The following is a 25,404-nucleotide window of genomic DNA, read 5'->3' as shown; positions in this document are numbered from 1 at the left end:
TGCAAATTAAGCATCTGTAAACACTGTGTGAAGCGTTGAAGGGGGCATTAATTCATAGCTGGCTATTATAATTTAAAAAAGATAACTTGTTGTATTTATTGTATTTTTATTTGTTTGTAAATTGCGGTGTTTTATCATTTACCATGAATAAATATTTAGCAGGGGACTTTTTATAGGATGGCGTTAAACGCTATTGTTTATGCCGGCTTAATGTGCGTTTAAGTTAGGGTAACGTTTTTGATATAACATATATTATGTTGGTAATTAATTAAAAATATATTCTTGTGCGGTGCCGGGATTCTGCTACTGAGAGAAAAATAATAACTAACAGGGAGTAAAGATAAAATATCCCGCTCAACATTTAATGGGGATACGACGTCAACATGATTCTGAGAAAAAAAAGAGGGGCCCGGGAATGAATAAAATGCACCGCTCACGCGTTTACTGACGTCATTCCCATTCACCCTGGAGCCTTTTATGAACACGACCTCTGTGCGTTTGATCCCGGTGCTGATTTTTTCCCTGTTGTCTCCTCTCGCGCTGGCGATGGGCGATAATAGTACCGAGAGTAAAACTCCCGACTGTCCGTCCGGACAGGTGTATGACAGTGCAACTCAGAAATGTGTGCCCGATAAGAGCAGCAGCCTTAGCGATCAGGACAAAACCAACTATGCCTATCACCTTGCTAAAAAAGGCGAGTACCAGGCGGCGCTGAACCTTCTTGATTCGTTAAAAAATAACAACACGGCTGAAGCATGGAACTATCGCGGGTATGCCACCCGCAAACTGGGTCGTACGGATGAAGGTATCGGTTACTACCAGCGTGCGCTGGCTATCGCCCCGGATTATGCCAAAGCCCGTGAATACCTGGGCGAGGCGTGGATGGTCAAGGGACGTCCGGATCTGGCCAAAGAGCAACTGAAAGTGATTGCCGGTATTTGCGGCCAGTCCTGTGAAGAGTACCGTGACCTGCAGGCTGCCATTAACGGACATCCGGAATCCTGATTTTCTCGTGGAGGGAAAACACATCGCTACCCGTGAGGTTCGCCAACAGTTAGCCGCACACCTCTCACGTCTCTGGCGTTATGGGCTGGTGTTGTCGCGAAACAGGGATGTCGCCGAAGAGCTGGTTCAGTCCACCTGCGTCCGCGCGCTTGAAAAAAGCAGTCAGTACATGCCCGGTACGCGTATCGACAGGTGGCTGTTTGCGATATTGCACTCCATCTGGATCTCTGAGCTTCGGGCACGCCATGTTCGTCAGGGGCAGGGGTTTGTCGCCAGCGACGAGCTTCTGGCGCCGGATACCCGTGAAGAGGATGAGACGCACCTGCATTACCTGAAGGTGATGCAGCGCGTCAACGCGCTCCCGGAAGCCCAGCGCAACACGGTTTTTTTGGTGTATGTCGAAGGCTTTACCTATCAGGAAGCCGCGAACACCCTGGCGGTGCCGATCGGTACCGTAATGAGCCGACTGGCGACGGCACGGGCAACGCTGGCAGCGTCTGCCGATGCCTTGCCCCCGGTTAAGGAGAAACGCTCTTGAACGCGCACCGTTTTACAGCGCCCTATAACGATGAGGCTATCGTGGCATGGATAGATGGCGAGATGTGTCATGCCGACGCGCAAAAATTTGAAGAAGAGTTGAGACGTGACGAGCGCCTCTCCGGGCGGACCACCGAGTTAATGAAAAGCAATGCGGATTACCCCGGCGCGTTTGCCGCTATGCTGGATGATGCTCCTCTGGAGAAGATGCAGGCCCGGCTGGCGGAACTGCCCGATCCGAAGCCCGCTACCCCGGTTGGCGTAAGCCGGCGCGCACTCATTGCCGCGTCGGTCAGTTTCCTGGTGGTCGGTTCCGGCGTGGGATATGGGTTGCGACCCGCTTTCGCACCGTCTGATGAAAACGCCCATATTCGTGACCTCGAAGCGCAATACATGTCGCTTTACAGCGTCGAGACATTGCTGGATATGGACAGCGCGCCGCATGTTCTGCAGCGTGGGCTGGAACGGGCAGCGCAGGATATCGGCCTGCAACTTCAGGCGTCACAGCTTATCCTGCATGGAGCAGAGCTTAAAATGGTCCGCATGCTGCGCTATGAAACCACCTCTATCGCGCAAATAGCCTGGATAAATGCCGACTACGGCCCAATGGCGCTGTGTATCTCCCCGACAGAGCAGACAACGACAGCCGCTCAACAGGAACAGCGGCACGACATGAACCTGGTGTGGTGGCAGAAAGCGGGATATCAGTTTGTGCTGATCGGCCGCAACCCGCTCCCACAGTTGCGGGGCAGTGCAGAGCAGCTGCAAAGCCTGATTTCAGGATGACGGGATACCGTTAGCCTGAATCGCAATGGTGATGGCAATCCTGTCATCAACGACCAGCGCAAATTTATCCATGCCGTAGGCCGCGCGCGAAATGGTTGTTGTCGCATCCAGCGTAAGGACCGGCGCGTGCGAATCTTTCACGACGGCGTCCAGAATGACCGGGCGGGCAATGTCGCGTACGGTCAATGTTCCGAACACCCGGAACGTTCCTGAACCCTGAGCGACCACGCGTGAGCTGATAAATTCGATAACAGGGTAACGTTCAGATTCAAAAAACATGTCGCTTTTCAGTTGCCAGGTGAGCAGGCTGTTTGAGGCAACCAGGGTAGCCACGGGAAGGGTGACATGAATATGGTCATCGATATCCTTATCCGGGTTAAGCGTTACGGAACCCGTGACGCCACTGAATCTGGCCCAGGAGAGGATCCCCCCGAAGGCGTGCCAGGATAACCGTATGGCGGTGTTTTCAGTATCAATGGTATAGCTCTGCGGGGCGGCCTGCGCCAGCGGACAGAGCAACACGAACAGAATAACCAGGCGTCGCAGCATCTCAGGATCTCTTTAGGGGTGGCAAGGCGTTAACGCGCAACCCCGGGGATCTATTCGGCTTTTAGGCGTCAGGACGTCTTAATAATATCCACCGAGATCTCGACGGCGGTTACCGGACCCCGGTTTTCCAGCCAGTGGACCGTGTTGTGATCTTCCGGCCAGCCGACACCGGGACCGTAATCAGTCGCAATACCGTTACGATGATCGGTGATGGTTCCTTCAAGGATAAATACGGTGCCGGGCCTGTCGATATGATTATGCACCGGACCAAAGACCGCGCCGGGAGCGAGAGTGACTCTGCGCATGCGAAGCTGGCGCCCGGCCATGCCCGCTATTTCCGGACCCAGATCGACGACGGAGAGTAATTCAACGGTAACGCCCTAGGTTTCAGGTGCGGTGTGTTCGCTGTTCATGATGGAGTCCCCCTGAGACAAGTTTAGTCTGCAGGAAGCAGGGCAGGAGGGAATAAAAAAGGCCGCGTCTGCGGCCTTTCGAAGGGATTACTCAGTGACTTTCTTTTCCAGCTCGCTGGCACCTTCTTTGGTTTTATTCCAGCCTTTCTCAGCACCTTCTTTGGTGGCATCCCACCCTTTCTCGGTACCTTCTTTGGTTTTATGCCAGGCTTTCTGGGAATCTTCGCTGACCTTGCTGCCTAAGTTTTCGGTTTTACCCTCTGCAGCATGCTTCTGTTTCAGCTTCAGCTCTTCGCCTTTATTCTGCTCTTCGTGCAGTTTTTGCTTCGCGTCGTTGGCGTTTGCCTTCGCCGCAGCGACGGTATCGTCAGTTGCATGTGTGGTCGCAGCAAATACTGGGGAAGCCAGCAGAACGGCAGATAATGCGATAATTGTTTTTTTCATAATATCCTCATTTAACGTTATCGGTTATGAGCGTGATTCAGCATGGCACAGACGAAGCGGCGTGGCTTTAGGAAAAAACTGTAATGTTATTTTGGCGTTATACCGTGAAGCGTATTTAGTTACGCAGAGGAATTAATTATTTTCAGGTTCAATACCGTGTACCCGGGGCGTGCATATCCCTATTACGGGTGGCTTTTGGCCATGAGTAAAGTTAATTAACTCACTGAGCTTCGCAAAATATATTTTGACTCTCGCCGCTTGTTGGGGAGAGTTCGCAGAACAGTTTCACGCTGTCGCTCCTGGAATAGCCTGAAAAAGGCCCGCCAAAGCGTTGGGATGTGTAAATATCGCGTTTTTGTCCCTGAGGGTCGATTGTTGTCAGTGTCCAGCTACTCAGGCGATCTTGCGGTCCGACGGGTATAAAAACATGCCAGTCACCCTGCGGTACGAAAGAAAAATACCCGTTATTATCCGTTTGTGTCGTGGCAATGTGTTGGTCGAATTCCACTAACGAAACGGTTACCCGGGGCAGCGGTTTTCCTGCGTTATTCAATGTGCCCTCAATACGAGGGGAGGGATAATCATGGTAAACGCAGCCGCTGAGCAAAAACGTGAGAGCCACGATAGCCAGGCTTGCGATGCGGTTTGAGGACGCTGTCATGGGTGCGAATCCTTTTGCGTTCAGGTGTTTTTCGGTGGCGTGAATGCAGTATACGCGGGTGGCGTAATTTCGGAACTGTAGATTCTGTTAAGGATATTGATTTACTGAGTATTTCCAGACTTATGCCTGGATAAATTGAGCGTGTGAATAGACACTGGCACCTCCAGGAGAATGTAGCTTTACGAGTTAAATAATCAGAACCTCAACTGTTCACCTTTTACCTTACTGTATTATCTATATTTTTATTAAAGGTGAGCATTGGTGAATAGTTATAAGTAAATAAACAAATGGAGAGTAAGGTTTTGCCAGGACCTTTCTCTGGTCAGCCGGGTTTTGAGTGCTGCTTGTGCCAGAACTGCCACAACTGCAATGGATCGAGATGTTGTGTGATGAAGGGCAGAATCATTTGAGGTTGAACATAATTAGAACCTGAATATGAAACAGTCATTACCACCCTGCAGAATGTAGCCGCTCAACAGTCCGTAGAGAGCAGCCAGCGCATCACCGACTTTACTGCGGCCAGAGACATGCACGCGGCCAGCATGCAGGTGCTGAAAGAAATTGATACGTCCATTTAACGCTGTAAGTAAGAACGGCAGACCGCCCTCGATGAGAGCGCAGAAGCGGAACAGGACTGGCGTAGCCGCTTCAGTAACCTGCGCGGCAGTCTCACTCCTGAAATGAAAGCTGAGCCCAGCAGGCGTATCGCCAGCCGCGAGCTGGCCGACGAGTTCACCGGCCTGATTGCGGAACTGGAGACCGACCGGACACGCGCCATGCTGAATGCCTGCTCCACCGGCAATAAATATCGCTCTGTGCATGGCGAAGTGTTTACCGCTTACGCCGGGGCGGAATGGGTTAAAGCTATCAACGCTGTTCCCGTCGCGCTTATTCGCGCTTTCCTACTGCGCATTCGCGCCCTGGAAATGAATGGGGAAAGCGCACCGCAATCTGTGACCATCGGTGAACTGCGTGATGCCTTCAACCGTCAGGGCAGTCTGTGTCACTTCGATATCAAATAGGAGCCGGTCTTATCCGTGACGGGTATGCAGCGGCCGCAAATTACCGGCATGGATATGGAACTGTTACGCAGCCCGCTCAAGCGAACCATGCTCGCCAGAAAACTGGCTGAAAATGGCGAGACAAAAGCGGAGGAGTAAGCATGTTTCACTGTCCGTTCTGCAAAACCAGCGCGCATTCCCGCACCAGTCGGTATCTGTCCGATAACGTCAAACAGCGCTATCACCAGTGCATGAACATCGAGTGCTCGGCCACGTTCCGCACGCTTGAATCTATCGACGGGTTATTCATTCACCGGCGACAGAACCGGTTATCCCTGTACCCGCACCGGCGGCCACCGTTAACCGTGCCGGTGCGTAAGCACGGCTAGTTATCAGGAGAAACATACATGACCACACTGACGTTACAGAAAGTCTTTGAGGCCTGTCAGGTAAACAAATCTGCCTGGCTGCAACGCAGGGATGAACTGACGCAGGCCGAACAGGCATACCACGAACAGCTTGCAGGCAGCGGCCGGAGTCTGCAAACACTGCGCGAGATTATTGACGCGAAAAAATGGGAAATTAATCAGGCTGCTGGTCGCTACATCCGCTCGCATGAGGAGGTGCAGCGCATCAGCATCCGCGACCGATTAAATGATTTTATGCAGGCGCACGGCGCGGAGCTAGCCGCCGCCCTTGCCCTGAGCTGATGAATTATTCCGGGCAACATTCCGCGATTCAGCGCTGCGCCATGCAGCACTCACTCGATTATCTACGCGAGGCGCTACAGCTCTGGCTGTCCGCCGGTGAAAAAATTTATTATTCGGCGCAGGATAATGACATTTTAACGGCCATCGGATTCAGGCCTGACGCGGCTTCGCGCGATGATAGTCGTGAAAAATGCACGCCTGCACAGAACCTGAATTACACCCGCCGTCGTGCAGAACTGGCCGTGCAGTAGCCCGCTTAAAAATCTCCGAAAACCCGCCATTTTTACGTATAAAAGCCATGCATGCATAAGGTGCATGATTTTGCATGCGTTTTACCGACACTGGATCCCCTTCCAGCGCCAGCACTGGCGCGCCCTGAGGTCGGTCATGCACCTGCATTAAAAGCGACCCCTTAAGCGGGCAGGCGGGGCGGGGAGAGCATTGCGCGCCAGAATAATTACCAATATGCATCCAAATCAATAGTATCGCTTTCTGGCGCAAGCTCTTTAGATAACCGCTCAATCTGTATTACTACTGGTGTATGGAAAGCTGTACCAGATAGTACACATGCACCTGACGGTAATGAAGGAATTAGGGAGCGAGATGAGCTATCGAGATTATTTAAAGAATTTTTTAATAAGAATATATCGTTATCATTAACTAAACGATGGAGAAAGTAATTATGTATTTGAGATACAATTGTTGGAGATATATCTGCTGGCCTTTGACTGGAGATGGTTATGAAAAATCCAAACTTGCGACCTTCTTTTATTATTTCTTCAAATAGTTCGAGCCTATAATCTTTCCATGTTTCAGACTCTCTAACCGAACTTTCGGAAAGGATGTTGTGTGCTTCATCAATGATTAAATGGAAGCTTCTTGCTTTTTCTTCAAAACGTTTGTGCTCTAAGAAAGAACATTTAGCAATCATCATTGGTATAGTTTTTTTTATGTCTTGATTGCAATTTTTAAGAGAAATAAATGTTAAAGGTGTGGGGTGAATCTCGACATCGGAAATTATTTCAATGACTTTTTCAAGTGATTTTGTCGATGCATTTATTTTACCAATTAAAGGGCTGATATGTTCATATTGAACGTAGTTCCTCGATACTGACTGTATAAGTTGCAATGTTGCACGTACTGACAATTGCTCAAATGCTGTAAGTCGCTCGGGGTTGATAAAGGTACTTCTGAGTAAAGGGGTGTGCACCAAATACTCTTCAGGTGTGTTTGGATAAAAATTCCCTAAATAGTATTTATTACTCTCCCCTCTTGAAAACCAACTGAATGCTGCAAGTTCTGTACCTATGTTTTCCTCATTATCTGGATTGATGATCTTTATTATGCTACGTAAAACACTTATTGTTTCTCTATGTTGGTTCTGACCAAACATAACTTGTAAGGTTTTCTGAAAATAATCATTTAGTTCTTCTCCGTATTCAACTCTATTTCTAACCAATATGTTCAGAAAGGGTTTTTGTGTCTTTTCAGTTGCAGAGAATAGCACTGATAGCAATTCTGCATCCCAAAACTCAGATTGCTTCAAAAGTAGTTTGTCTTTTCCTGCGACAGCATGTGTATCAAGTTCCACATAAGAACTACAATCTTTGAAAATATTATGCATAGTTCGATATTCACCATTGAAATCGATGAACATGAATCTCGAGTTCGCGAATATTCTATCCTTGTAAGAGGTAAGTAACTCTATATAAAGTTTCGCGAGAGTATTAGATTTCCCGCTTCCCGTATTGCCGAAAATACCCAAGTGAGAATTGAATACACCATTTATTGGTATTCTAATAGGTATGTCTTCTAATAATGATCTTCCTATTGTTATAGACTTTGAATCAACTTTGCCACTAAACGTATAAATAGCGCTGATTAACGAATCTGATGCTAAAAATAGACCGTCTTGAATCATGGGTAGATATTTTATTCCGGGTTGGAAGTTATTATCTTGCACGTACCCTATAATTTTAAGATCTATAAATCTATCATATTTATCTGAATTGGGTTGCTCTGAATTATAATTTTTCTTTTCGATTATTTCTTCACCTTCAATTTTCCCAACTATTTCATGATATCCTTTTTTTATTACTATATATTCATTAATAGACACGCCTCGATATAATTTACCATCGTATATATATGTGGTTTGATAAAGGTTAGGGTTTATCAGGGCCCTGACTGATGTTCCTTTGACTGAAGTTACGGCTCCTATTACAAATTGCATGTTAACCCCCGCAATGAATATTCATTTTTCTTTGGGAATATACATGATATAAATCTCTTGAAATCAATGTTGTTTTCATCGGTATAATCACAAGGCGATATGAAGACAATTTTCTTGCTATTGATTATTTTTTTAATATTCTCTTTGTCTTTTAATTTATAACAAAAAATATAGATAACCAGAGAGGGATTGCTTAAAGATCTTTGGATTATTTCTCTTATATGTTCATCCTTGAAAGAGAATCCGAAGCAAATTAAAATTGTTTGCGGCTTTTCGAGTTCATAACTTAACAGTCGTAAAGATTGGTAATAATGTTGCTGGAAGACAGTTTCTCCAAACTTTGCTTTGGTTGGATTAACAATTGCTAGTTTGTCATATTCATTTCTAAATCTTTGTAATTTATCCTCATCTTCTCGAGAAAGCTCAATAGCGCTTTTAGCGCCATCAAAGAAATATAATTCATCTACCTTTCCTATTGTCTCTTCTATGTTTAAGTAGTGATCTGTTTCAATAGTAAGTTCATCAGGAAGGTTGTCGAGGTAGCGTATGCTAATAGTATCTTCGTTAACTTTATTCCACGATATTGAACCATGCATTTTTATGAGGTTGATAGTAGGTATTTCAAATTTATAAAGGTCATTAGTTCCTTGATGCCATGTGGATGTATGGAAATTACTTATATTAAGGTGACGCGTGTGCAGACCTCTACCTCCATCATTAAATATAAAACTAGTGTTATTCTTTAAAAGTAAGTCAGATGATTTTTCTAAAAAAAGATCATAGTTTGTTGTAAATATGTTTGCTCTGCGTATTTGGTTAGCGCTTTTTTTATCAACCAAAGAAGAAAGGTTTTTAATGAATTTAAGGTAATTGATAAATGTCTTTTTAAATTTTAACTTTTCTTTAAAATTAACTGGGCTTATACAATAACTTTTTGATAAAATGTCAGTGTAGTAAGAGTGATAAATGACGTTTTCGATTTCTTGATATTTTTCGTTGGTAAGTACATCTTCGTACGATATATCCTCCTTAATCCATAAAGTCGGTATATAGCCTGCTGATGCACCAGAGCCAATAAGAAAATTAATATTTTTATCAACTAAATCTGAAGCTTTAAATGCTGTTAGAATATCGTTATTCATATATTCAATTTCCATGTTTATTTTCACAAAAACTTCCCCACCACTTCATCATATCAACTCGATGATCAAGATAAGTTGACCTGTTATAAGCTCTTCTAATCTCATTTTTATCAGTGTGGGCAAGAGCTGCTTCGATTACATCTGCATTGAATCCATGTTCATTAAGAGCTGTACTCGCGATGGCACGTAGGCCATGAGCTACTAATTTACCACCATAGCCAATCCGTTTTAAAGCGGCATTAGCAGTCTGGCTATTCATAGGTTGTTTTGGATCGTTCCTACTAGGGAAAACATGTTCTCGATGACTACTAACTTGTTTAATCACTTCAAGAATATCTAATGCCTGAGGAGACAAAGGAACAATGTGCTCGCGTTTAGCCTTCATTCGCTCGGCAGGAATCGTCCAGAGTTTTGCATCAAAGTCGATCTCTGTCCAGCGAGTGCCAGAAGCCTCCGAAGGGCGAACAAGCGTCAGGAGTTGCCATTCAATCAGACAACGAGTCGAAACAGAGAGATTCGACATCACCAAAGAGCGCTTTAGCTTCGGTAATTCTTCTGGCCGCAGTGTCGGCATATTTTGCTTCTTGGGTTTCTCAAAGGCCATACTTACACCAGATGCAGGGTTAGCATCTATCAGACCGGTGTTAACCGCATAAATCATTATTTCGTTAATGCGCTGCACCAGGCGTCGAACAGTCTCTAGTGCCCCTCGTGCTTTGATTGGCTCAAGTGCTTCAACCAATGTTCGGGCTTTGATTTGCTGAACGGGGATCTCACCAATGGCAGGTAATACATCTTTCTCCAGTGAGCGCCGAATGTCTTTTGCGTAATCAGGGGTAACGCTTTTGCTTTTGAGTTGGAACCAGTTAGCGGCGACCGTTGAAAAAATACTGTCCAGCGCAATTTGCTGCTGTTCCTCTGCAACTTCAGTTTGAACTTGGGGGTCGATGCCATTAGCTAACAAGGCAATCCGCTCTTAACCCTCGGGCATCAGCAAGCGAAAGAGCAGGGAAGGCACCGAGCCCCATCATTGTCCGCTGTTTTGTTACCGGGCGTTGATAACGGAAACGCCAGAGCTTTTTCCCGCTGGTTTTCACTACCAGGAAAAGCCCATCGCCTTCATGAAGCGTTAGATCCTTCTCTAGCGCCTTTGCGCGCAGAACTTCGGCGTTGGTCAGGGGGCGTGTTGTCCGTGCCACTGTGGCCGCTCCTTCCTGAATTGGTATACGTTTTTAGATATACATCCTATGGTATACCTAAACGTATACCAATAATCACCGGATTTAGCCGGATGTTCTCGGACAACGATAGACACAAAAAAGCCCGCAGGGCTTGCGCCATGCGGGCTCTCAGGACTTCATCGGATGACTCTGGTAATCACCGATGGAGAATTTTGGTGGGCTGGCGGAGTCTGAATTGGTTGTGTAATTCTTTGTTTTTTATTGTTTTCTCTTCAATTCAACTTTGCGAAGGGGCCTATAAAGGGGCCTAAAAGAAATTATCATGTATCTGGGGGGAGCGGAGCCATATGAAAATTGGCTCCGAGTGTTAAGGTTCTGTCAGGATAGAGGGCTACTTTTCCCCTAACTCGATCTTCATGCTGAGATCATATTCCACTGTTTCAATGATACGGTTGTAAGCCTCAATAATTTTACTGAGTGAGGCTTTACGACCAGCGGCATTAAACCTTCCAAGTTCAATGACGTTTGATGCTATAAACTGTTCAAACTCCAAGATATCTACACGGCCATCGTATACGCCATTACAAAAATTCTCGAGTAATGTTTCTAATACAAATGCACCCTTAGACGACGTAATTACGAGTGGCTTATAACCTCCTTCCAGGTTTGCGATACACTTGCTCAGCAATGCTTCTGTTGGTAGGTTGGTAACATGTAACACCATGTCTTCATAGTCAAAATCACCACTGCGACTGGAGCCTGAATCGTTCTGATTCGAATGATGATGGGTGACTTTCCCTTCTCCAAGGAGTACATCCAATTTGGCTCCAACCATATGCTGCATCAGTGTACCTACAAATCTGGTACCAGCACCTTCATTTTGTCTATTTTGCGCTTGAGTCAGCAAATGGCGAATAGCTCGACGAACTCCCCATTGGGGATCGATGCTTAAAACAAATGGGCGTCTTTCAAAATACTCTTTGGCCTTATTAATCCAGAAGCATTCACACCGAAATAGATCTATAGAACCGTTGATTTGGTGATAATTATTTAACAACTCAATGTATCCCAGCATGAGTTGCATACTACCACGACTAGTGCGACCACCTTCGCTGGCTAATATTCTTTCAATTCCATGATCAGCCAACACTTTTTGCGTCGCCGGACCCCCTAGCCCTTTTACCTGGCCTTGTTTGCCAGTCTTCCAGTCATCACTATTTAAAGGCCATACTAGGGTTCCGGCCTTTTGCTTCTCAAGTGCATGTCTGTTAATAACCAACAGAGCTGCAATAGGTCCTTTATTCCCATTTACCGAGTTACTTACAGAAAATGCTTCCAGTGCTGAGTCAATTGCAGATGTTGAATTCATTACGCAACCTTTTTCTGAGTCAATACAGCATTGTACGACTCTGAAAGGATTGGTTCAAAGATGAATCTAGAAAGATGGCTAACAACAGGCACAACAACGCCATCTCCAGCAATATGATAAGCATCGTTATAGTTTTCCGGGAGTTTGTAGGTATCAGGCAACCCCATCAAGCGAGCCGCCTCTCTCGGGGAGAGGAGACGTGAGCGAACCTGATCCCCCTCTACGACCAAGATGCTCTGGCGGCTAGAACCGCCCGCAGGTGTACGTAAACATCCGGCAATACCATCGAATCGGACTTCTGCTCGTTGCGCTTTTATACCGTTATCATCTATGCGGGTGCGTTTATAAAGGCCGCCAACTATACGCTGCCCTGACTTCATAGCAGCTTTAACTTTACTGAGATTTGCTTCAGTCATCATTGATAGTAAAAGCTTGGTTTTCTCAGGAGAGTCCCATTTTACCCCTACAGGCTCTTCATCGATTATGTCAGTAAATGTGATTAACCGCTTATCTGGTAGGGGTAAATTCCACCATAACCATAATTCCTGAGCTTTCGCTGATAGTCCGTTGAAAGCCGTAACCATCCGTTCTGGGTGCCATGGAGTTAATGGCGTTTGAGATACGAGTTGTTGTGATAATTCTACTGTCGGATGAACAGCCACAATGAAAACTCGAGGGCGTGACTGGGGTACGAAATGGACAGCATCAATCATCATCGCACCAAAGCGATAACCAGCATCAGATAAAACAGTACCTATTGAGGCGAAATCCTTCCCCTTATTTGACGTCAAAACACCATAGACATTTTCAAGCACAATTATTCTAGGTGCTCTATTTTCTGTCATTAGACTACGCATGAGTCGCCAGAAAGGCCAGAATGTTCCTGAACGGGTTTGAGTCTGGTCATCTTCGCCACCAATACCTTTATATCCGCCTGCGAGAGAGAGGTCCTGGCAAGGGAAAGAAGCCCATACCAAGTCAGCCTGGTCAGGAAGTTGTTTGCTGGTAATCTTATTTATATCTTCAACTAATAAATCTAACCCACCGTGCCAGTTGTTCCTGTAAGCATGTCCTTTCATTGGGCTAAAATCATTAGCAAAGAGGCAATTCCAATGTTCACCCAAACCAGCCCGAGCCATGCCACCTCCGGCAAAAAACTCGTAAAAAGAGGGACCGGATTGATTCATCTGGTCTGGAATAGCTTTCGCGTTTTCCATATCACGTTGAATCTTTTCGTTAATGGCCTCAGTAATCCATGCACTCATCTTGATCTTTCCGCCATCAAGTTGGCATAAACGAGATATGTCATTGTATTGCTCGTTTGTAAGACGGAGACTGGTACGATAGTTTGTTGAGGTGCTCATAAAGTATCCTAATTTTGGCGCCAAATTTTGGCTCCTTCCCTAAAGCATATCGAACTGAGAGAATCTGTCAATTTGAAATGATTCCCTGAACCAATGGCTAAATTTTCGACTAACGTAGCAAAAACAAAATCGCCTACCGCTCCCGGCAGGCGCAGTATGCGATAAATTAAAGAAAAGGAAAGTTCAGAAAGGTGAATCAGGAAGACGGCTCGCAAGATTGAGTAGTGTGGTTCCCCTCCTGCACCAGACGTGCTCCCAGGCGCGGCGAGATATCCCGCTGCAGGCCCCAAGTGATGTTACTCATTACAGTTCTCCACTATTGTCAGTTCGGGGTGATACTCATCAGACAGGTATAAGGTCCGTTGCGGTCTTGGCGGCGTTCGGCGTATACCGCCAGCACGCCGGGAATGTCAGGAACGACCTTACCGGTGTAATGACAGACACTGCCGTACCACTCGTATCTGCCGGTGCAGTATCGAAAAATGCGGGAGGCCGGATGCTGACGGTAAATCGTCATCGCCCGGCGTTTACTGATAATTTTCATGTCATACCTCAAAGCAGACCATGTTCAGCGAACGACAATATCTGCGTACCACCGACGATGAGGTGGTCAGGCACTCGGATATCAACGAGCTGAAGCGCCTGCACCAGACGCTGCGTTATGGTCTTATCTGCCCGGCTGGGCATGGTGTCGCCGGAGGGGTGGTTATGCGCCAGAATCACGGCTGCTGCATTGAAATACAGGGCGCGTTTGACCACCTCACGGGGATGTACCTCGGTGCTGCTGATGGAACCGGCAAACAGGGTTTCGTGGGCAATTAACTGGTTCTGCTGGTTAAGGTACAGCACCATAAACTCTTCGCGCTCCAGCCCAGCCATTTTCAGTTTCAGCCAGTCACGGGCTGCCTGAGTGGAGGTGAATGCCACGCCTGTTTCGCGCAGGTGTCGGTCAAGCAGTGTTAAAGCGCGTTTTATCGTGCGTTGTGCGGTCAGTGGAAGTACCGGAGTCAGTGGGATAAGTGACTGTTCCATCATGAGTATCCTTAATCAATAATGCGCAAAATGGCGCTGGATTCAGGGTGCTGTCGGGCGTAATCCCGCAGGCGGTAATAGTGCTCAGTCATGGCATCGCATTCGGTGCGACAGGCGTGATGGCTGTATTCAATCAGGCAGACAGCGACACCTGCGGCTTCCACACTCATTTCCGCATCATTTCCATTCATGGCGTTGAACAGATGCCATTTTTCGTTACCGTCAGCATCAGGGGCCATAAACGCGCCGCCATTGCTGAGCGTGTAAAAGGACCAGATACCACCGCTGTACTCATCACAGAAGCGCTCCATCCAGGCGAAAATATGGGGTTCCAGCGTGATCCACTGCGGAATAGCACCAAAGTACAGCGGCCAGAAATCGAGACGCTGCTCGTCAGGTACTGGTGTTGCAGTAAGGTCAAATTGAGGTTCATTAGCGGACATCAATTCGCATTGCGTTTGTGTCGTCATGGATATTCTCCGTCAATAAAAACGCCAGCGACGATGGCTGGCGTATGGGAAATAAAGGACATAGAGGGATGATGAATAGGTGTGGTCAGGAGGAGGATGCTCTGAGGATGCCGTACTGTCGGATATAACGGTTAAGCCCTTCACCGGCATCCGGTTCAAAGCACCACGCCCGCCAGATCATTCGACCTTGAGAGTCACGAACCACCAGGCGGAAGTGGCTACCCTAGTCGTCTTCAATGCTGATGTTGTGATACCGGCGGGTAACCGCTTCGGCCTGCTGTCGAGTAAAAGGACCCGGTGGCAGCATGTGAGATTCAGGCATTCGTTGTACCTTAAAAACAAAAGCCCCTGACGCTGATGCGTCAGGGGCTGTGGGAGTTTGCATGTGTAGGGGGATTGTCAGTAACCGGTTTGCACCTTATACAGCCGCAGGGTTTTACTGCCCCGGACAATTTTCACATACAGGGCATTATCTTTCGTGCCTCGCATAAAACCGGCCTGCACATCGCCCTTACAGTCACCACCGTCGTAAGGAATATTGACACCGGTCTGGCGCACCAGGTCGATAACCCCGAAGCTTAAGTCCTCACAGGCCGGGCCCGGCAGGTCCTGAATCAGGGCAAATTTATGGTCGTCGCTGACACCGGTCAGTGAGCACATGGAGGTGTTGATGTCGTTTCCCTGGCACCAGTACTCCTGGCCGGGATTGTCTTTATCCATCAGGCTTGCCGGAAGCTGAGCGGCACCGGCACTGAAGGCGGCAAGTGACAGAATGAGGGCGGGTACAGCAGAGGTCATTATTTTCAGCATGGTTTTCTTCCTGAATTAATCCTGCCCGCTGTCGGGCAAAATGAGGGAGGTTGATATCGGGTGTTATCAGAAGCGCCGGTAGCGAAACAGCTCTTTGCCCTGGTAAAGTGCCACCAGGTCGTCATATTCCGGCTTCTTCTGGTTGGGCTTAAAGGTCACTATCGTGCCCGGACGGCACAGGTCTTTTACGGTGAGCCCAAATTTCTTGTCCGGAGTAATGGTGAATCCCTTCGACACATCGTTGTGCATGATGGTTATCCAGCCCCACAAACCGCCTTCGCAGTCTTTAAAGGGTGAGGAACGCACCGTGACCATCCCGCCCGGACGGTCAACAGACATGGCTTCGCATTTTCCGGTAACCTGACGATGCGCATCACACCAGAAAATGTTCCCTTTGTTATCATTGACGACTGCGGGTAGCGTCCGGTTATAAGGCTGAGCCTGAGCTCCTGTACAGAGTAGAAGGCTGCCGGTAATGCCCAGTATTTTAATCAGTGTTTTCATTACGTTGTTCCTTTTCGGAGTAAGTATCAGATAACGGTGATTCAGGCCCAGACGGTCAGACCCAGCATCACAAGCCATACCCAGAAGTAAGCCGGTTTCTGACCGAGAGTTTTCGCCCGTCGCCACAAATAGAACGGCACCAGCCAGGCCAGTTTGCCGAACGTGGTGGTGTCCACTCCGGCCTTACGAAGGCGTCGTTCATCGAGATACCCCAGAGCGATATTGAGCAGCAGCGTCATAAACCAGTACTGCCCGCCCGAGACGGCCTCATATGCCTCGTCAAAAGACATTCCGTTCAGCCCTGCAGTCCACAGCTCGAGCGCATAACCAATGAAGGGAGCAAATGCCAGCGTCCATACCACTCCACCAGGAATGCAGTTCCCCGGCAGCGCTGGCGGTGTGGTGCTCCGGAGCAGCGCCGAAGCCAGCGGAGTAGCGGAGACCGGCTGCCACTCTGCCATTCCCTGTCGCCACACCAAAGTGGATGCAGTCAGTTCACCGCGCATAATCAGGCTGGTGATGTCGTCTTCGGTCACATTGTCGTGACGTATGCCATTTTTCTCGTAATGCCAGGTCATTGTTTTTCCTTCTTAACAGAGGTAATTAAATCAGTGTGTTGCCCGGCTCCTCCTCAGAGGGCCCAGGAGACAGGACTTCACGGATACAGCTGAAGTGCGGAAGGGCCCGGATAAAGCCCGTCTGTGTGGTTAACTGGCTGAGACGATTTATCGGGGTGAACGTTGTGTTGAGGACTGTCACCGCATGGATGGTCGCCAGAGGATGCACTGTGATATACCCGTTAAGTTCACCAGTGAGGTACCAGCAGCCGTTGAGTGATATCAGGCGGTACGGGGCCAGCCCGTCACAGCGCTCTCCCTCGGCCAGCAGCAGTACCCGCTGGTAGGCGGTAATGGCACTGACGAGACGGTAGAAGACCAGTGAGCTGGCCGGTGACACAGACTGTGGCGGCTGCCATACCAGACACGGCATCCCTCCCGCAGCGAGCAACATGCCCGCCAGACGCCGGTCCAGCCCCGGAAAAATATCGGCCAGTCCGGCCCGGTGCGCGAAGGTCAATGCATCGAGTTCCCCCTGCACGCCTCCACCGGCGCTGCGCAGGCGGCATTGCCCCCGTCGATACTCAAGGTCGAGGTACATCAGCCGTTCACGAAAATCCCGTCGCAGGGTACGGACTGACACACCAAACTCTGCAGCAAGCCGCGTCATGTTCAGCGTTTCACCCGCAACCAGGCGGCTGATTATCAGTGACAGCCTGACAGCCAGCCGGTCGTGACGGCGCTCTGCCTGTGTCATCTCGGATCTCCGTAATAATTAACTGACTGAATATGAAATGATTCTAAAGAGGGGGGCGGACAGGGTATGGACATGGAATGAACTATTTTTTATCTGCCACCGGAGGCAGGCCCGACGCGGTACTCCGTGGAATGCGGTGATAAAACACTCAATCCAATGGAGGTAAAACGGACAGGGAATGTCCCTTCCCAACATGTTGATAACAAGCTCAGGACTGAAACCCACTCAGCATCGCTTCCGCCATCACCCAGAGAGCCCGGTTGAGCTTCACATCACCGTCAATACCGCGCACCGCACGGGTATGCGTTCGTCCGCCTTTCGCACTCCGTCCACTGAGCCCGCCCTTAATCAGGTTCTCCTGAATACGCTGGTATGTGGTCCACAGATCATTGCTCTCATCCTGCCAGCGGCGTGGGGAGAGTATCTGAGGTGCAGTCACCGGCTGGCGGTCCTCACCGAAACGGTACGTCAGTGCAGCCTGTGCCAGAGCCTGTTGTGCAGGCGGGGGCAGTATCAGCGACTGCATGGCATCACGTTTTTCTTCCACACGGTCAAAGATCCCCAGTACTTCATACGCCCCCTCAATCACCTGACTCACGACATCTCCTTTGTGCGGCACCCGCACCTCGCCAAACGACTCACCGCAGACGAGTCCGTTCTGGCACACCGCACGGAATAATCCCGGCAGCATCTGATACGAGCTGGTGCCGTCATGAGAGTTGAGCAGAATGATTTCCGGGACTTGCTTGCCGGTAATTTGCCCCTCCCGACGCAGGCGCAGCATGTGCTTTGTGTGCTCGCGGCGACCTGGGTCACGCACTCTGGTCTGACAGGCAAAGAAGGGCTGAAAGCCTTCACGCTGTAGACTGTCGAGGAGAGAAATCGTGGGTATATATGTGTATCGTTCACTGCGAGATTCGTGTTTGTCTTCGCTGAAAACACTGGGCACTACACGAAATAGCTCTTCGCGGGTTAACGGACGGTCACGACGGATAAGATTTGATGCGCCAAAGCGCGAAGCCAGACGGGTGATAAGCAGACTCCTCATGATGGGAAAATAAAGACAGAAAAGCCCTGCCGCTCAATCGCGACAGGGCTCAGGAAACTACGGGTTAGAAGGGTTAAGTGTTCAGAAGAAGAAATTCCAGACAGCACGAGCGACCGATACCACGATGTCACGTACAGAGTGGATGACTGTCCGAACCGGGGCCGGTATCAGGGGTATGGAACTTACTGTGTCCAACACCGAGCCAACCGTCTCACCAAAATCGTCGCAGGCTTTTTTATTAACGGCATCGGTACGAAGTGGCGCACTGAGCTGTACCGCTACCGGACTACTGGCCTCACGCGGAAGGCAACGAATCATCCGCTCCGCCATGACCCGCAGCCCCCATTGCAAACGTACCGACACCGCGCAGACAGGGTTTACAGGTTGGAACAGCTCATGCAGCAGACAGATTTTGCGGCTGATATTTTGTTTCTGCACTGTAGACAGCTTTTCACCACCGCAAGTGGGTTCAACCTTGTCGGACTGACTGATAACAAACAGCACCTTGTGCCGGTATGTCTCACCAATCACCTGACGGTAAAAGTGTTCATCCACTGCTAGCGCCCGGTCATCGGCCTTAATCAGCCACAGCACCAGGTCGAGCCGGGGAAGTTGTTCACGGTAGAGTGCGGTATATTCAGTATCCCGTAGTTCGGACTCTCCAGCACCGGGTAGGTCCATAATTGTCATATAGCGGTCGCCAACCTGCAGACGAAAGCGCAGAGGTTCACGGGTACAGGCCGCCACATCGCTGACCGGCGATACTTCGCCGACAAACAGGGCATTGCACAGACTACTCTTTCCCGCCCCGGTTTTGCCCATAATGCCGATCACTGGCTCGTAATTTGTGAGCTGCTTTATCTGCTGCAGAATACGCTCTGATACCCACTGTGGCAGGCCAGAAAGCGATTGCTGCAACGACTGAAAACCTTCAGATTTTTTCATCACTGCTCCTCTGAAATGAAAACAAAAACGGCAGAATCATGGGGTTCTGCCGTTAATGGGGTATGTTCAGTTGAATGATATATATCTGAATATTTTTAGAATGCTGATAGGCCGTTCTGTGCAAGAAGCGAACCTTTTTAGACCGTCATTCAATCTTTCAGAGAGCTCAATTCTTCAGAGAGCCATTGTCTTAGAATGTTTATTTTAAATGCTGAACGGCAGACTAAATCGTATCCTCGCTCAGCCTTAAGTTTGTACTGTGGAAACGCAACAACAAGCCTTCCTGCAGCCACATCATCCGCAATCCGAGATCAAAAGCGCTTGTGACAACGCCAAACGAGCACTGTCGGGCGGACTGGTGAAAATCAAAGAGCAGACGAACAAAGAGGCCCGAAAAGCTTCAGGTGGAGGTAGATCGCCTCAAGGCCGAGCTAGAGGCCTACAAGGGAAAGGAAGAACAATGGTTACGCCGCTGGCAGCAAATCGCCTTTCATGTGCGGCAGAAAGGCATACAGATGGCTAGTGTGGATAAAACCTCTACTCAAAGGGCTGAGCTGCCTTATAATACTGAAACCGCGCAGATACTCCGGCCTTTTGATAAAGAAATTCCACCTTCAGGGAGAACATAAAATGAGTCTAGAAATAAAAAAACAAAGTAACCCGTTTTCTACTGGCGGTGGAGGAGTTAATTTCGAAACAAGAGTTCAAGCAGCTTTCGCACTATCCTTATTGACTAAATCTTGTGTTCCTTGTTTGAGTAACTACATGAGGGCTAAAGAGTTAAAATTCCAGAACAAATATGATGGTGTAAATACTGATGATTTTGTATTGACTGCCACAGACAATTCAAATAATGAAAGTAAGATCTTTGCTCAGATTAAACATGAAATAACTATTAGTGGCTCATCAAACTCAGTATTTGCAGAAGTTATAAATAGTGCTTGGGCGGACTTTAAAAGTGTGGGCTTTAAGTCAGAAAGAGATTCTATCGCGTTAATAACAGGTAACTTACCCAAAACTGACATAAATAATACTTTGCCGTTACTTGAATGGGCTAAGTTTTCATCGAACTCAGAAGATTTTATAAAGAAATCTCAAACCCAAGGATTTACCAGCGAAGCAAAACTCGAAAGGTTAGGAATATTTAGAGATCAACTTACTCATGCGAATAACGGGGTGGCTATCTCAGAAGAAGAATTGTGGTCTTTCTTAAAATCGTTTCAGATTTTACCTTTTGACTTAGACGCAGAACATTCAATCGTAGCAAACTTACTTTGTTCATTGATTCAGTGTTACTCAGATGTATTACCTTCTCTAGTCTTAGCTAGACTTGTTTCCTGCGTTCAAAGTTTCAACCAGAATGCGGGGGTTTTAACTCAAAGTAATATACCAGAAGACGTTAAAGGATTATTTAATAAATCAAGCCACTTATATTTCGAGAATGACTTGATAAAGCTTTATGAGCGCAGCAAACATATTTTTGAAGGTATTTCTACAACTATAAATGGACTCCACGTTGATAGGGCAGAACAACTAGCAGCACTATCTAACTGCTATAGAGATAGTGAATTTGTATTTGTTACCGGTGCAAGAGGGGCTGGAAAGTCAGGCGTTGTTAAAGATTTTATCACAACAAAAAATTTAGATGTTCCAGTATTCTACTTAAGAGCTGAAGATTTAGATAAAAGTAACTTAAATGAAGTTTTCACTTCCATGGGAATTACATCTTCTTTGGGAGAAATTGAAAGTCATTTCTCATTGCTTCACGAAAAAGTACTCGTAATAGAGTCCCTAGAAAAAGTTTTAGAACTAAATTATCCAAATACTTTTGTTGAGTTATTGCAATACATTAGAAAACAGTCTGGTTGGACTATCATTGCAACTGGCCGGGACTATGCTTATCAACAATTGTCATTTAATTTCCTACAGCCTTGCTCTATAAATTTTAGCAGCATGAATATTGAAGGGCTTGAAGATAGTCAAGTCGAGCAAGTTTGCGAGCATATTCCAGAGCTAAAATCTTTAGTATCTAATAACTCATTAGTAGAACTACTAAGAATACCATTTTTTATTGAGATTGCTGTAAGAGCTATAAAAAATGGCGCTCAATTTGGGATTGGAGATACTGAAGAAGACTTTAGGGATACAGTGTGGCGGACTGTCGTTGCAAAAGAAGCTGATAGAAAATCAGGGATGCCAGATAGAAGAAGAACAACCTTTATTAAAATAGCAATAGAGAGAGCTAAAAAGATGCTTTTTGGTGTCAGAGCAAGCGGTTTTGACCCGGAAGTAATCGCAAAGTTGGAAGAAGACCATTTGATCTACAGGGATCAAAAATCATCTTGTGTAAGTCCTATGCATGATGTTTTGGAAGATTGGGCTTTAGAAGAGTTCATCGATATAGAGTATTTTGATAATTCTAATAATATTGCAAGCTTTTTGTTAAATATAGGAAATGAACCTGCGATAAGTAGGGCATTCAGGTTATGGCTGTATAGGAAGCTAAAATTTGATGATACAACTAATGAATTCGTAGAAGGTTTATTATCTTCGGACGAGATAGAGAGTTATTGGAAGGACGAGGCAATTTCTGCAATCATGCAGCATGACTCTCCCGGGATATTTCTTAATTCACTCAAGCGTCAGCTTCTTAAAGATGATTGTGCTCTTTTGACACGGTTTTGTTTTATTCTCAGAATAACGTGTCAAAGGCCAATATCTCTACATAACGGACTATTGATAAAAGATAAAAAATCGGGATTGCTCAAATCCCTTTTCCTGAAACCATATGGAGAAGGTTGGGAAGCACTATTCCATTTTATTTATGAGGAAAAAGATAATTTGAGTAGTCCTGTGCGCGCTCAAGTTATTGAATTGATAGATGAATGGACTGGTCTCATTAATATACATGATGAGTTGCCAAAAGCGTCTGAAAAGGTTGGTTTGTTAAGTTTATGGCTCCTTGAAAGGGTTAAAGATTCATATCGTGGTGAGGGGCAAAGAAAAAAAATATTAAATTCTTTATTAAAAGTTTCAACGGCTATTAAAGATGATTTTGATGAATTGATGAAACAGGACGTTTTCACCTCAAAGATAAAGCCTGGACGATTAAGTTATGTTGATGAACTGAGTAGTTTGGCACTTATAGGCTTCAATGTTCCTATGTTGTGTAAGTTTTATCCTGACTTCGTAGTTAAACTTTCAATGCATGAGTGGCTGTTGGAAAAATCCGAAGAGAACGATTATGGCTACGGGTCATATCGTGTAGACGTAGAGGAATCATTTGGGCTAGATACAAAACGAGATTTTTTCCCTGCAAGCGGTGCCAAAGGCCCTTTCAAATATCTTCTTCAATTCAAGCCAAGGCTAGGCTTGGATTTCATTATTAGATTGTGCAATTTGACAGCACAAAAATATTCAGAATCGGATTTTTCTAAAACTCAAGACAATGAAGAAGACACTATTTACGCCTTCGAAACAGTAGCTAAACAAGTCGATATAACCCTGAATGATGGCACAGTAGTTAAACAGTATGCATCTCCCCACCTCTGGAAGGGATATAGAGGGCAGTCTACGTTGCCCTACTTATTACAGAGTGCTCTTATGGCATTGGAGAACTGGTTAGTTGAGCACGTTGAAAATTGTGGTAAGAATAATGAAATAGATTGGATTTTTGATTATGTTCTTCGCTCTAGTAATTCAGTAATGCCTACGTCTGTTTTATCTTCTGTGGCCACAGGCTTCCCTAATAAAGTAGGTAAAGCCGCCTTTCCTTTACTTAAAACTGCTGATTTATACCATTTAGATTTGATTCGAATGACACAAGAAATGGGTGGAAATGAGATGCATTTCTTTGGTTTTAATAGGGATGCAATGTCGAAAATATACCTAGAAGAGAGAAGAGAAGCAGCACTTCGACCATGGAGAAAAGAGTCATTAGAAACCTTATTAACAAGGCTTCAGTTCGTAAATGAGTTAAGGGATGATATTTTAAAAATTGTTGATGAACTGAAAAATGAAGCTACTGCAAGTAATGAAAAAAATCTTCGGTATATGGTGCACAGAGTCGATACAAGGACTTGGGAAGTAGTTGAAGACAAAGAAAATGACAGAGTATTGTTTCAAAGCTCATCAGAGCTTCCGGAAGATTTAAAGCTGGATCAACAAGAATTTAATGTAAAGCACGCAATGGATAACACCGTAACTAGTTTAAAGTTATGGGGTAAAAAACTATTCGATGAGAAATTACTAGAAGAAAAATACTTCTCTTCATATCAGGATGCGTTAATAGCTACTAAGGGATTGCTCAGCGCCCTCCAAAAAGGTGAAGTACACAACTTTGCTGATATGGCGGTTGGCGCAATCACAACTGTTGCAGCGGTTTGTGTTCGTGATGTTCTTTTAGAATTGAGCTACGAAGATAAAAAGTGGTGCTTAGAAATCATCCTAGAATCAATATTCATGCACGCAGACAATATGAATGGGACAGCTGCACATGATAAGACTGATTATTATGGCTCTGGAGCATGCGCATTTGTCTTACCTAAGTTATTTGATTTAGATCTAGATTCAGAACAAATAGAATATTTGAAGTTTGCGTTAGCTACAGCATTAACGCATGAGAACCTGAACGTTAGTGCTTGTGCTGCTAAGGGAGTAAGAGAGTTTCTTTGGTCTAGAGACGCTGAATTAGCATCCCGTTGTATAGGTGGAATAGTTGAGTATGCCAGATTACGAAGGGAAGATAGTGAGGTACGTAGGTTTTATCATTTACAAGGTGCTGAATTGCAAGCCGCACTCGAAAAATGGAATGATCTTTTAACGACTTTTCGTAACGACTTGATTGAGGGAAAGTTTAAGCTTTCAGTTAACGATATATCTTTGGAAAGCCACTGTTCGTGGTTTATTCATTTACCAATGCTAATGGTTCCTTACTGTACTAAGGATGAGATGCAAATTCAGTTGGTCAATAGGTTAATGAGTTTTGTATTTGATACGGAGTATCAAAACCATCGTTCGAGTGATGATGAAAAGATAAATTATGAAATTAAAAAGCAGATTCAAGACTGTCTCTCTGAACATGTTGTTTCTTCAAGAAACAATAACTTCATGCCCTTTAAAGATCTATTGGTGTTAGGGTGTACAAAAGCTCCCGGCTTCATTTATTCTTTAACACTCTCCTATCATGTCGCTGTAGAAAAAGAAGGTGATTATGATGCTATATGGGCACTTTGGTGCCTGTTAGCACCAGAAGCGCACAAGATAGCTTTGAATGATGTTAATGATCGTTATATCGGTTTACAGAATGACCTAAATCAGCTCCTGCGTGGAATGATGTATGCGGATTGCCCTTGGCAAGGACATGAGAATGAAGAGAAAGATATGAAGCGAGGTGCTAAATATTTGCTCGGTTTTGCTAGGCAATCTGCACATAATAGCCATGTGTTTGAAGCCTTGTCTTCATTGATTTATAACTTCTACAACGTATTCTTCGAAGAAGGCATTCTGATTTTAGCTGAGCATTATAGTGCCAATCGACATATTATCGGGAAGCAAGTCAATACAGCATTTTATATAGAAATGGTGGTTGGAAGATTTTTGCAGATAGAAAATCGCGGAACTCTCAGTAGAAGAATGTACGATATATGCCTGCTTCTCTTAACAGGAATTGTAGAAACTGGCTCTGCTAGAGCTTATTACTTACGTGAAGAATTGATTCGTTCTCGAAAGATTTTAGCCTAGAGGGTAACAGTGACAATTTTTTAAAAGATGGTGATGGCTCAGCTGAGTATAAAGAAGCGATTCTTCGATCTTTTATTAGTAAATGACTAGATCAAAAGTTCAGTATGCTCAGACAGATAGGTTCATTGAGCTTTGATGGATTTG

General features: G+C 46.1%; 22 protein-coding genes and 6 pseudogenes. 8 read left to right on the top strand and 20 right to left on the bottom strand.

Going from position 1 to position 25,404, the window contains the following annotated elements; genetic code table 11:
* Nucleotides 1-477 precede the first annotated feature (477 nt).
* From HV242_RS18030 to HV242_RS18020, 3 genes are read left to right on the top strand one after another with little or no spacing between them, the layout of a single operon-like run.
* On the top strand, nt 478-1,005 hold the full coding sequence (locus HV242_RS18030; RefSeq protein WP_032678808.1) for a tetratricopeptide repeat protein: 528 nt from the start codon (nt 478-480) through the stop codon (nt 1,003-1,005).
* Between the two features lie 7 nt (nt 1,006-1,012).
* Nucleotides 1,013-1,543: a sigma-70 family RNA polymerase sigma factor gene (locus tag HV242_RS18025; RefSeq protein ID WP_020883892.1), complete on the top strand. Its 531-nt coding sequence runs from the start codon at nt 1,013-1,015 to the stop codon at nt 1,541-1,543.
* Entirely contained in the window at nt 1,540-2,328 is a 789-nt protein-coding gene (locus HV242_RS18020) for an anti-sigma factor family protein (RefSeq protein ID WP_020883893.1), read from the top strand. The genes HV242_RS18025 and HV242_RS18020 overlap by 4 nt, the downstream gene beginning before the upstream one ends.
* Here the strand turns inward: HV242_RS18020 and HV242_RS18015 are convergent.
* From HV242_RS18015 to HV242_RS18000, 4 genes are all read right to left on the bottom strand, one after another.
* Complete coding sequence (locus HV242_RS18015) at nt 2,320-2,877, bottom strand: YceI family protein (protein ID WP_020883894.1); 558 nt, start codon at nt 2,875-2,877, stop codon at nt 2,320-2,322. The two genes, HV242_RS18020 and HV242_RS18015, sit on opposite strands and share 9 nt — an antisense overlap.
* Nucleotides 2,878-2,945: 68 nt before the next feature.
* Nucleotides 2,946-3,182 carry a cupin domain-containing protein gene (locus HV242_RS18010; protein ID WP_237766312.1) on the bottom strand — a complete coding sequence of 79 codons (237 nt, stop codon included), beginning with the start codon at nt 3,180-3,182 and terminating at the stop codon, nt 2,946-2,948.
* 195 nt (nt 3,183-3,377) lie between these two features.
* On the bottom strand, nt 3,378-3,734 hold the full coding sequence (locus HV242_RS18005) for a hypothetical protein (protein ID WP_014171277.1): 357 nt from the start codon (nt 3,732-3,734) through the stop codon (nt 3,378-3,380).
* Nucleotides 3,735-3,954: 220 nt separating this feature from the next.
* Entirely contained in the window at nt 3,955-4,395 is a 441-nt protein-coding gene (locus HV242_RS18000) for a transthyretin-like family protein (RefSeq protein WP_050737194.1), read from the bottom strand.
* A 446-nt stretch (nt 4,396-4,841) separates the two neighbouring features.
* On the opposite strand from HV242_RS18000, the pseudogene HV242_RS24425 reads away from it, so the two are divergent.
* From HV242_RS24425 to HV242_RS17985, 3 pseudogenes are all read left to right on the top strand, one after another.
* A pseudogene (locus tag HV242_RS24425) lies at nt 4,842-5,555 on the top strand (capsid protein).
* A 2-nt stretch (nt 5,556-5,557) separates the two neighbouring features.
* Nucleotides 5,558-5,775 (top strand): annotated as a pseudogene (locus tag HV242_RS17990) (ogr/Delta-like zinc finger family protein).
* 28 nt (nt 5,776-5,803) lie between these two features.
* Nucleotides 5,804-6,357 (top strand): annotated as a pseudogene (locus HV242_RS17985) (phage polarity suppression protein).
* A gap of 206 nt (nt 6,358-6,563) precedes the next feature.
* On the opposite strand, the gene HV242_RS17980 reads toward HV242_RS17985, so the two are convergent.
* The 16 genes and pseudogenes from HV242_RS17980 to HV242_RS17905 all read right to left on the bottom strand — a co-directional run bounded on the left by HV242_RS17980 (nt 6,564) and on the right by HV242_RS17905 (nt 19,518).
* The gene (locus HV242_RS17980; RefSeq protein ID WP_050737192.1) at nt 6,564-8,339 is read right to left on the bottom strand and encodes an ATP-binding protein; all 1,776 of its coding nucleotides are present in this window, start codon (nt 8,337-8,339) and stop codon (nt 6,564-6,566) included.
* Nucleotides 8,327-9,481, bottom strand: coding sequence for an SIR2 family protein (locus HV242_RS17975; protein WP_050737349.1), 1,155 nt, complete (start codon nt 9,479-9,481; stop codon nt 8,327-8,329). Before HV242_RS17975 ends, HV242_RS17980 begins: the two co-directional genes overlap by 13 nt.
* A 4-nt stretch (nt 9,482-9,485) precedes the next feature.
* Nucleotides 9,486-10,680, bottom strand: a pseudogene (locus HV242_RS17970) (integrase domain-containing protein).
* Nucleotides 10,681-11,053: 373 nt separating this feature from the next.
* A complete protein-coding gene (locus HV242_RS17965; protein WP_109262282.1) occupies nt 11,054-12,031 on the bottom strand; it encodes a DUF4928 family protein in 978 nt (325 codons plus the stop codon).
* Entirely contained in the window at nt 12,031-13,395 is a 1,365-nt protein-coding gene (locus tag HV242_RS17960) for a DNA cytosine methyltransferase (protein ID WP_247185028.1), read from the bottom strand. Before HV242_RS17960 ends, HV242_RS17965 begins: the two co-directional genes overlap by 1 nt.
* Before the next feature lie 229 nt (nt 13,396-13,624).
* Nucleotides 13,625-13,699 (bottom strand): annotated as a pseudogene (locus HV242_RS17955) (type IV toxin-antitoxin system YeeU family antitoxin); the annotation flags it as partial.
* Nucleotides 13,700-13,717: 18 nt separating this feature from the next.
* Nucleotides 13,718-13,939, bottom strand: a complete 222-nt coding sequence (locus HV242_RS17950; RefSeq protein ID WP_181616856.1) for a DUF987 domain-containing protein — start codon at nt 13,937-13,939, stop codon at nt 13,718-13,720.
* A gap of 8 nt (nt 13,940-13,947) precedes the next feature.
* Nucleotides 13,948-14,430: a JAB domain-containing protein gene (locus HV242_RS17945; RefSeq protein WP_181616855.1), complete on the bottom strand. Its 483-nt coding sequence runs from the start codon at nt 14,428-14,430 to the stop codon at nt 13,948-13,950.
* Between the two features lie 8 nt (nt 14,431-14,438).
* Nucleotides 14,439-14,897: an antirestriction protein gene (locus HV242_RS17940; protein WP_181616854.1), complete on the bottom strand. Its 459-nt coding sequence runs from the start codon at nt 14,895-14,897 to the stop codon at nt 14,439-14,441.
* 85 nt (nt 14,898-14,982) lie between these two features.
* A pseudogene (locus HV242_RS17935) lies at nt 14,983-15,219 on the bottom strand (DUF905 domain-containing protein).
* A gap of 77 nt (nt 15,220-15,296) precedes the next feature.
* Nucleotides 15,297-15,707: a hypothetical protein gene (locus HV242_RS17930; protein WP_181616853.1), complete on the bottom strand. Its 411-nt coding sequence runs from the start codon at nt 15,705-15,707 to the stop codon at nt 15,297-15,299.
* 66 nt (nt 15,708-15,773) lie between these two features.
* Complete coding sequence (locus tag HV242_RS17925) at nt 15,774-16,211, bottom strand: hypothetical protein (RefSeq protein ID WP_181616852.1); 438 nt, start codon at nt 16,209-16,211, stop codon at nt 15,774-15,776.
* 41 nt (nt 16,212-16,252) lie between these two features.
* Nucleotides 16,253-16,789: a DUF4339 domain-containing protein gene (locus HV242_RS17920; protein WP_181616851.1), complete on the bottom strand. Its 537-nt coding sequence runs from the start codon at nt 16,787-16,789 to the stop codon at nt 16,253-16,255.
* Nucleotides 16,790-16,814: 25 nt separating this feature from the next.
* Nucleotides 16,815-17,525 carry a DeoR family transcriptional regulator gene (locus HV242_RS17915; protein WP_181616850.1) on the bottom strand — a complete coding sequence of 237 codons (711 nt, stop codon included), beginning with the start codon at nt 17,523-17,525 and terminating at the stop codon, nt 16,815-16,817.
* Between the two features lie 208 nt (nt 17,526-17,733).
* Complete coding sequence (locus HV242_RS17910) at nt 17,734-18,558, bottom strand: DUF932 domain-containing protein (RefSeq protein WP_181616937.1); 825 nt, start codon at nt 18,556-18,558, stop codon at nt 17,734-17,736.
* Between the two features lie 96 nt (nt 18,559-18,654).
* The gene (locus HV242_RS17905) at nt 18,655-19,518 is read right to left on the bottom strand and encodes a GTPase family protein (RefSeq protein ID WP_181616849.1); all 864 of its coding nucleotides are present in this window, start codon (nt 19,516-19,518) and stop codon (nt 18,655-18,657) included.
* Between the two features lie 404 nt (nt 19,519-19,922).
* Here HV242_RS17905 and HV242_RS24560 point away from each other — a divergent pair, with 404 nt between their 5' ends.
* Together HV242_RS24560 and HV242_RS17895 are read left to right on the top strand one after the other, a co-directional pair.
* Nucleotides 19,923-20,147, top strand: coding sequence for a hypothetical protein (locus tag HV242_RS24560; RefSeq protein ID WP_019106758.1), 225 nt, complete (start codon nt 19,923-19,925; stop codon nt 20,145-20,147).
* Between the two features lies 1 nt (nt 20,148).
* On the top strand, nt 20,149-25,260 hold the full coding sequence (locus HV242_RS17895) for a hypothetical protein (protein ID WP_181616848.1): 5,112 nt from the start codon (nt 20,149-20,151) through the stop codon (nt 25,258-25,260).
* Nucleotides 25,261-25,404 lie beyond the last annotated feature (144 nt).

It is taken from the genome of Enterobacter sp. RHBSTW-00593 (assembly GCF_013784105.1).
Taxonomy (GTDB): domain Bacteria; phylum Pseudomonadota; class Gammaproteobacteria; order Enterobacterales; family Enterobacteriaceae; genus Enterobacter; species Enterobacter ludwigii.
Note: the sequence above shows the minus strand (reverse complement) of the source record. Positions and strands in the feature narration are given on the sequence as shown.

Excerpts from the sequence above, each read along its gene's own strand:
- HV242_RS18030 (WP_032678808.1), top strand. The coding sequence starts at position 478 with ATGAACACGACCTCTGTGCGTTTGATCCCGGTGCTGATTTTTTCCCTG.
- HV242_RS17940 (WP_181616854.1), bottom strand. The coding sequence starts at position 14,897 with ATGACGACACAAACGCAATGCGAATTGATGTCCGCTAATGAACCTCAA.
- HV242_RS17945 (WP_181616855.1), bottom strand. The coding sequence starts at position 14,430 with ATGATGGAACAGTCACTTATCCCACTGACTCCGGTACTTCCACTGACC.
- HV242_RS17925 (WP_181616852.1), bottom strand. The coding sequence starts at position 16,211 with ATGAAAACACTGATTAAAATACTGGGCATTACCGGCAGCCTTCTACTC.
- HV242_RS18005 (WP_014171277.1), bottom strand. The coding sequence starts at position 3,734 with ATGAAAAAAACAATTATCGCATTATCTGCCGTTCTGCTGGCTTCCCCA.
- HV242_RS18000 (WP_050737194.1), bottom strand. The coding sequence starts at position 4,395 with ATGACAGCGTCCTCAAACCGCATCGCAAGCCTGGCTATCGTGGCTCTC.
- HV242_RS17980 (WP_050737192.1), bottom strand. The coding sequence starts at position 8,339 with ATGCAATTTGTAATAGGAGCCGTAACTTCAGTCAAAGGAACATCAGTC.
- HV242_RS17920 (WP_181616851.1), bottom strand. The coding sequence starts at position 16,789 with ATGACCTGGCATTACGAGAAAAATGGCATACGTCACGACAATGTGACC.
- HV242_RS18010 (WP_237766312.1), bottom strand. The coding sequence starts at position 3,182 with ATGCGCAGAGTCACTCTCGCTCCCGGCGCGGTCTTTGGTCCGGTGCAT.
- HV242_RS17960 (WP_247185028.1), bottom strand. The coding sequence starts at position 13,395 with ATGAGCACCTCAACAAACTATCGTACCAGTCTCCGTCTTACAAACGAG.
- HV242_RS17950 (WP_181616856.1), bottom strand. The coding sequence starts at position 13,939 with ATGAAAATTATCAGTAAACGCCGGGCGATGACGATTTACCGTCAGCAT.
- HV242_RS17915 (WP_181616850.1), bottom strand. The coding sequence starts at position 17,525 with ATGACACAGGCAGAGCGCCGTCACGACCGGCTGGCTGTCAGGCTGTCA.
- HV242_RS17895 (WP_181616848.1), top strand. The coding sequence starts at position 20,149 with ATGAGTCTAGAAATAAAAAAACAAAGTAACCCGTTTTCTACTGGCGGT.
- HV242_RS17930 (WP_181616853.1), bottom strand. The coding sequence starts at position 15,707 with ATGCTGAAAATAATGACCTCTGCTGTACCCGCCCTCATTCTGTCACTT.
- HV242_RS17975 (WP_050737349.1), bottom strand. The coding sequence starts at position 9,481 with ATGAATAACGATATTCTAACAGCATTTAAAGCTTCAGATTTAGTTGAT.
- HV242_RS18015 (WP_020883894.1), bottom strand. The coding sequence starts at position 2,877 with ATGCTGCGACGCCTGGTTATTCTGTTCGTGTTGCTCTGTCCGCTGGCG.
- HV242_RS17965 (WP_109262282.1), bottom strand. The coding sequence starts at position 12,031 with ATGAATTCAACATCTGCAATTGACTCAGCACTGGAAGCATTTTCTGTA.
- HV242_RS17905 (WP_181616849.1), bottom strand. The coding sequence starts at position 19,518 with ATGAAAAAATCTGAAGGTTTTCAGTCGTTGCAGCAATCGCTTTCTGGC.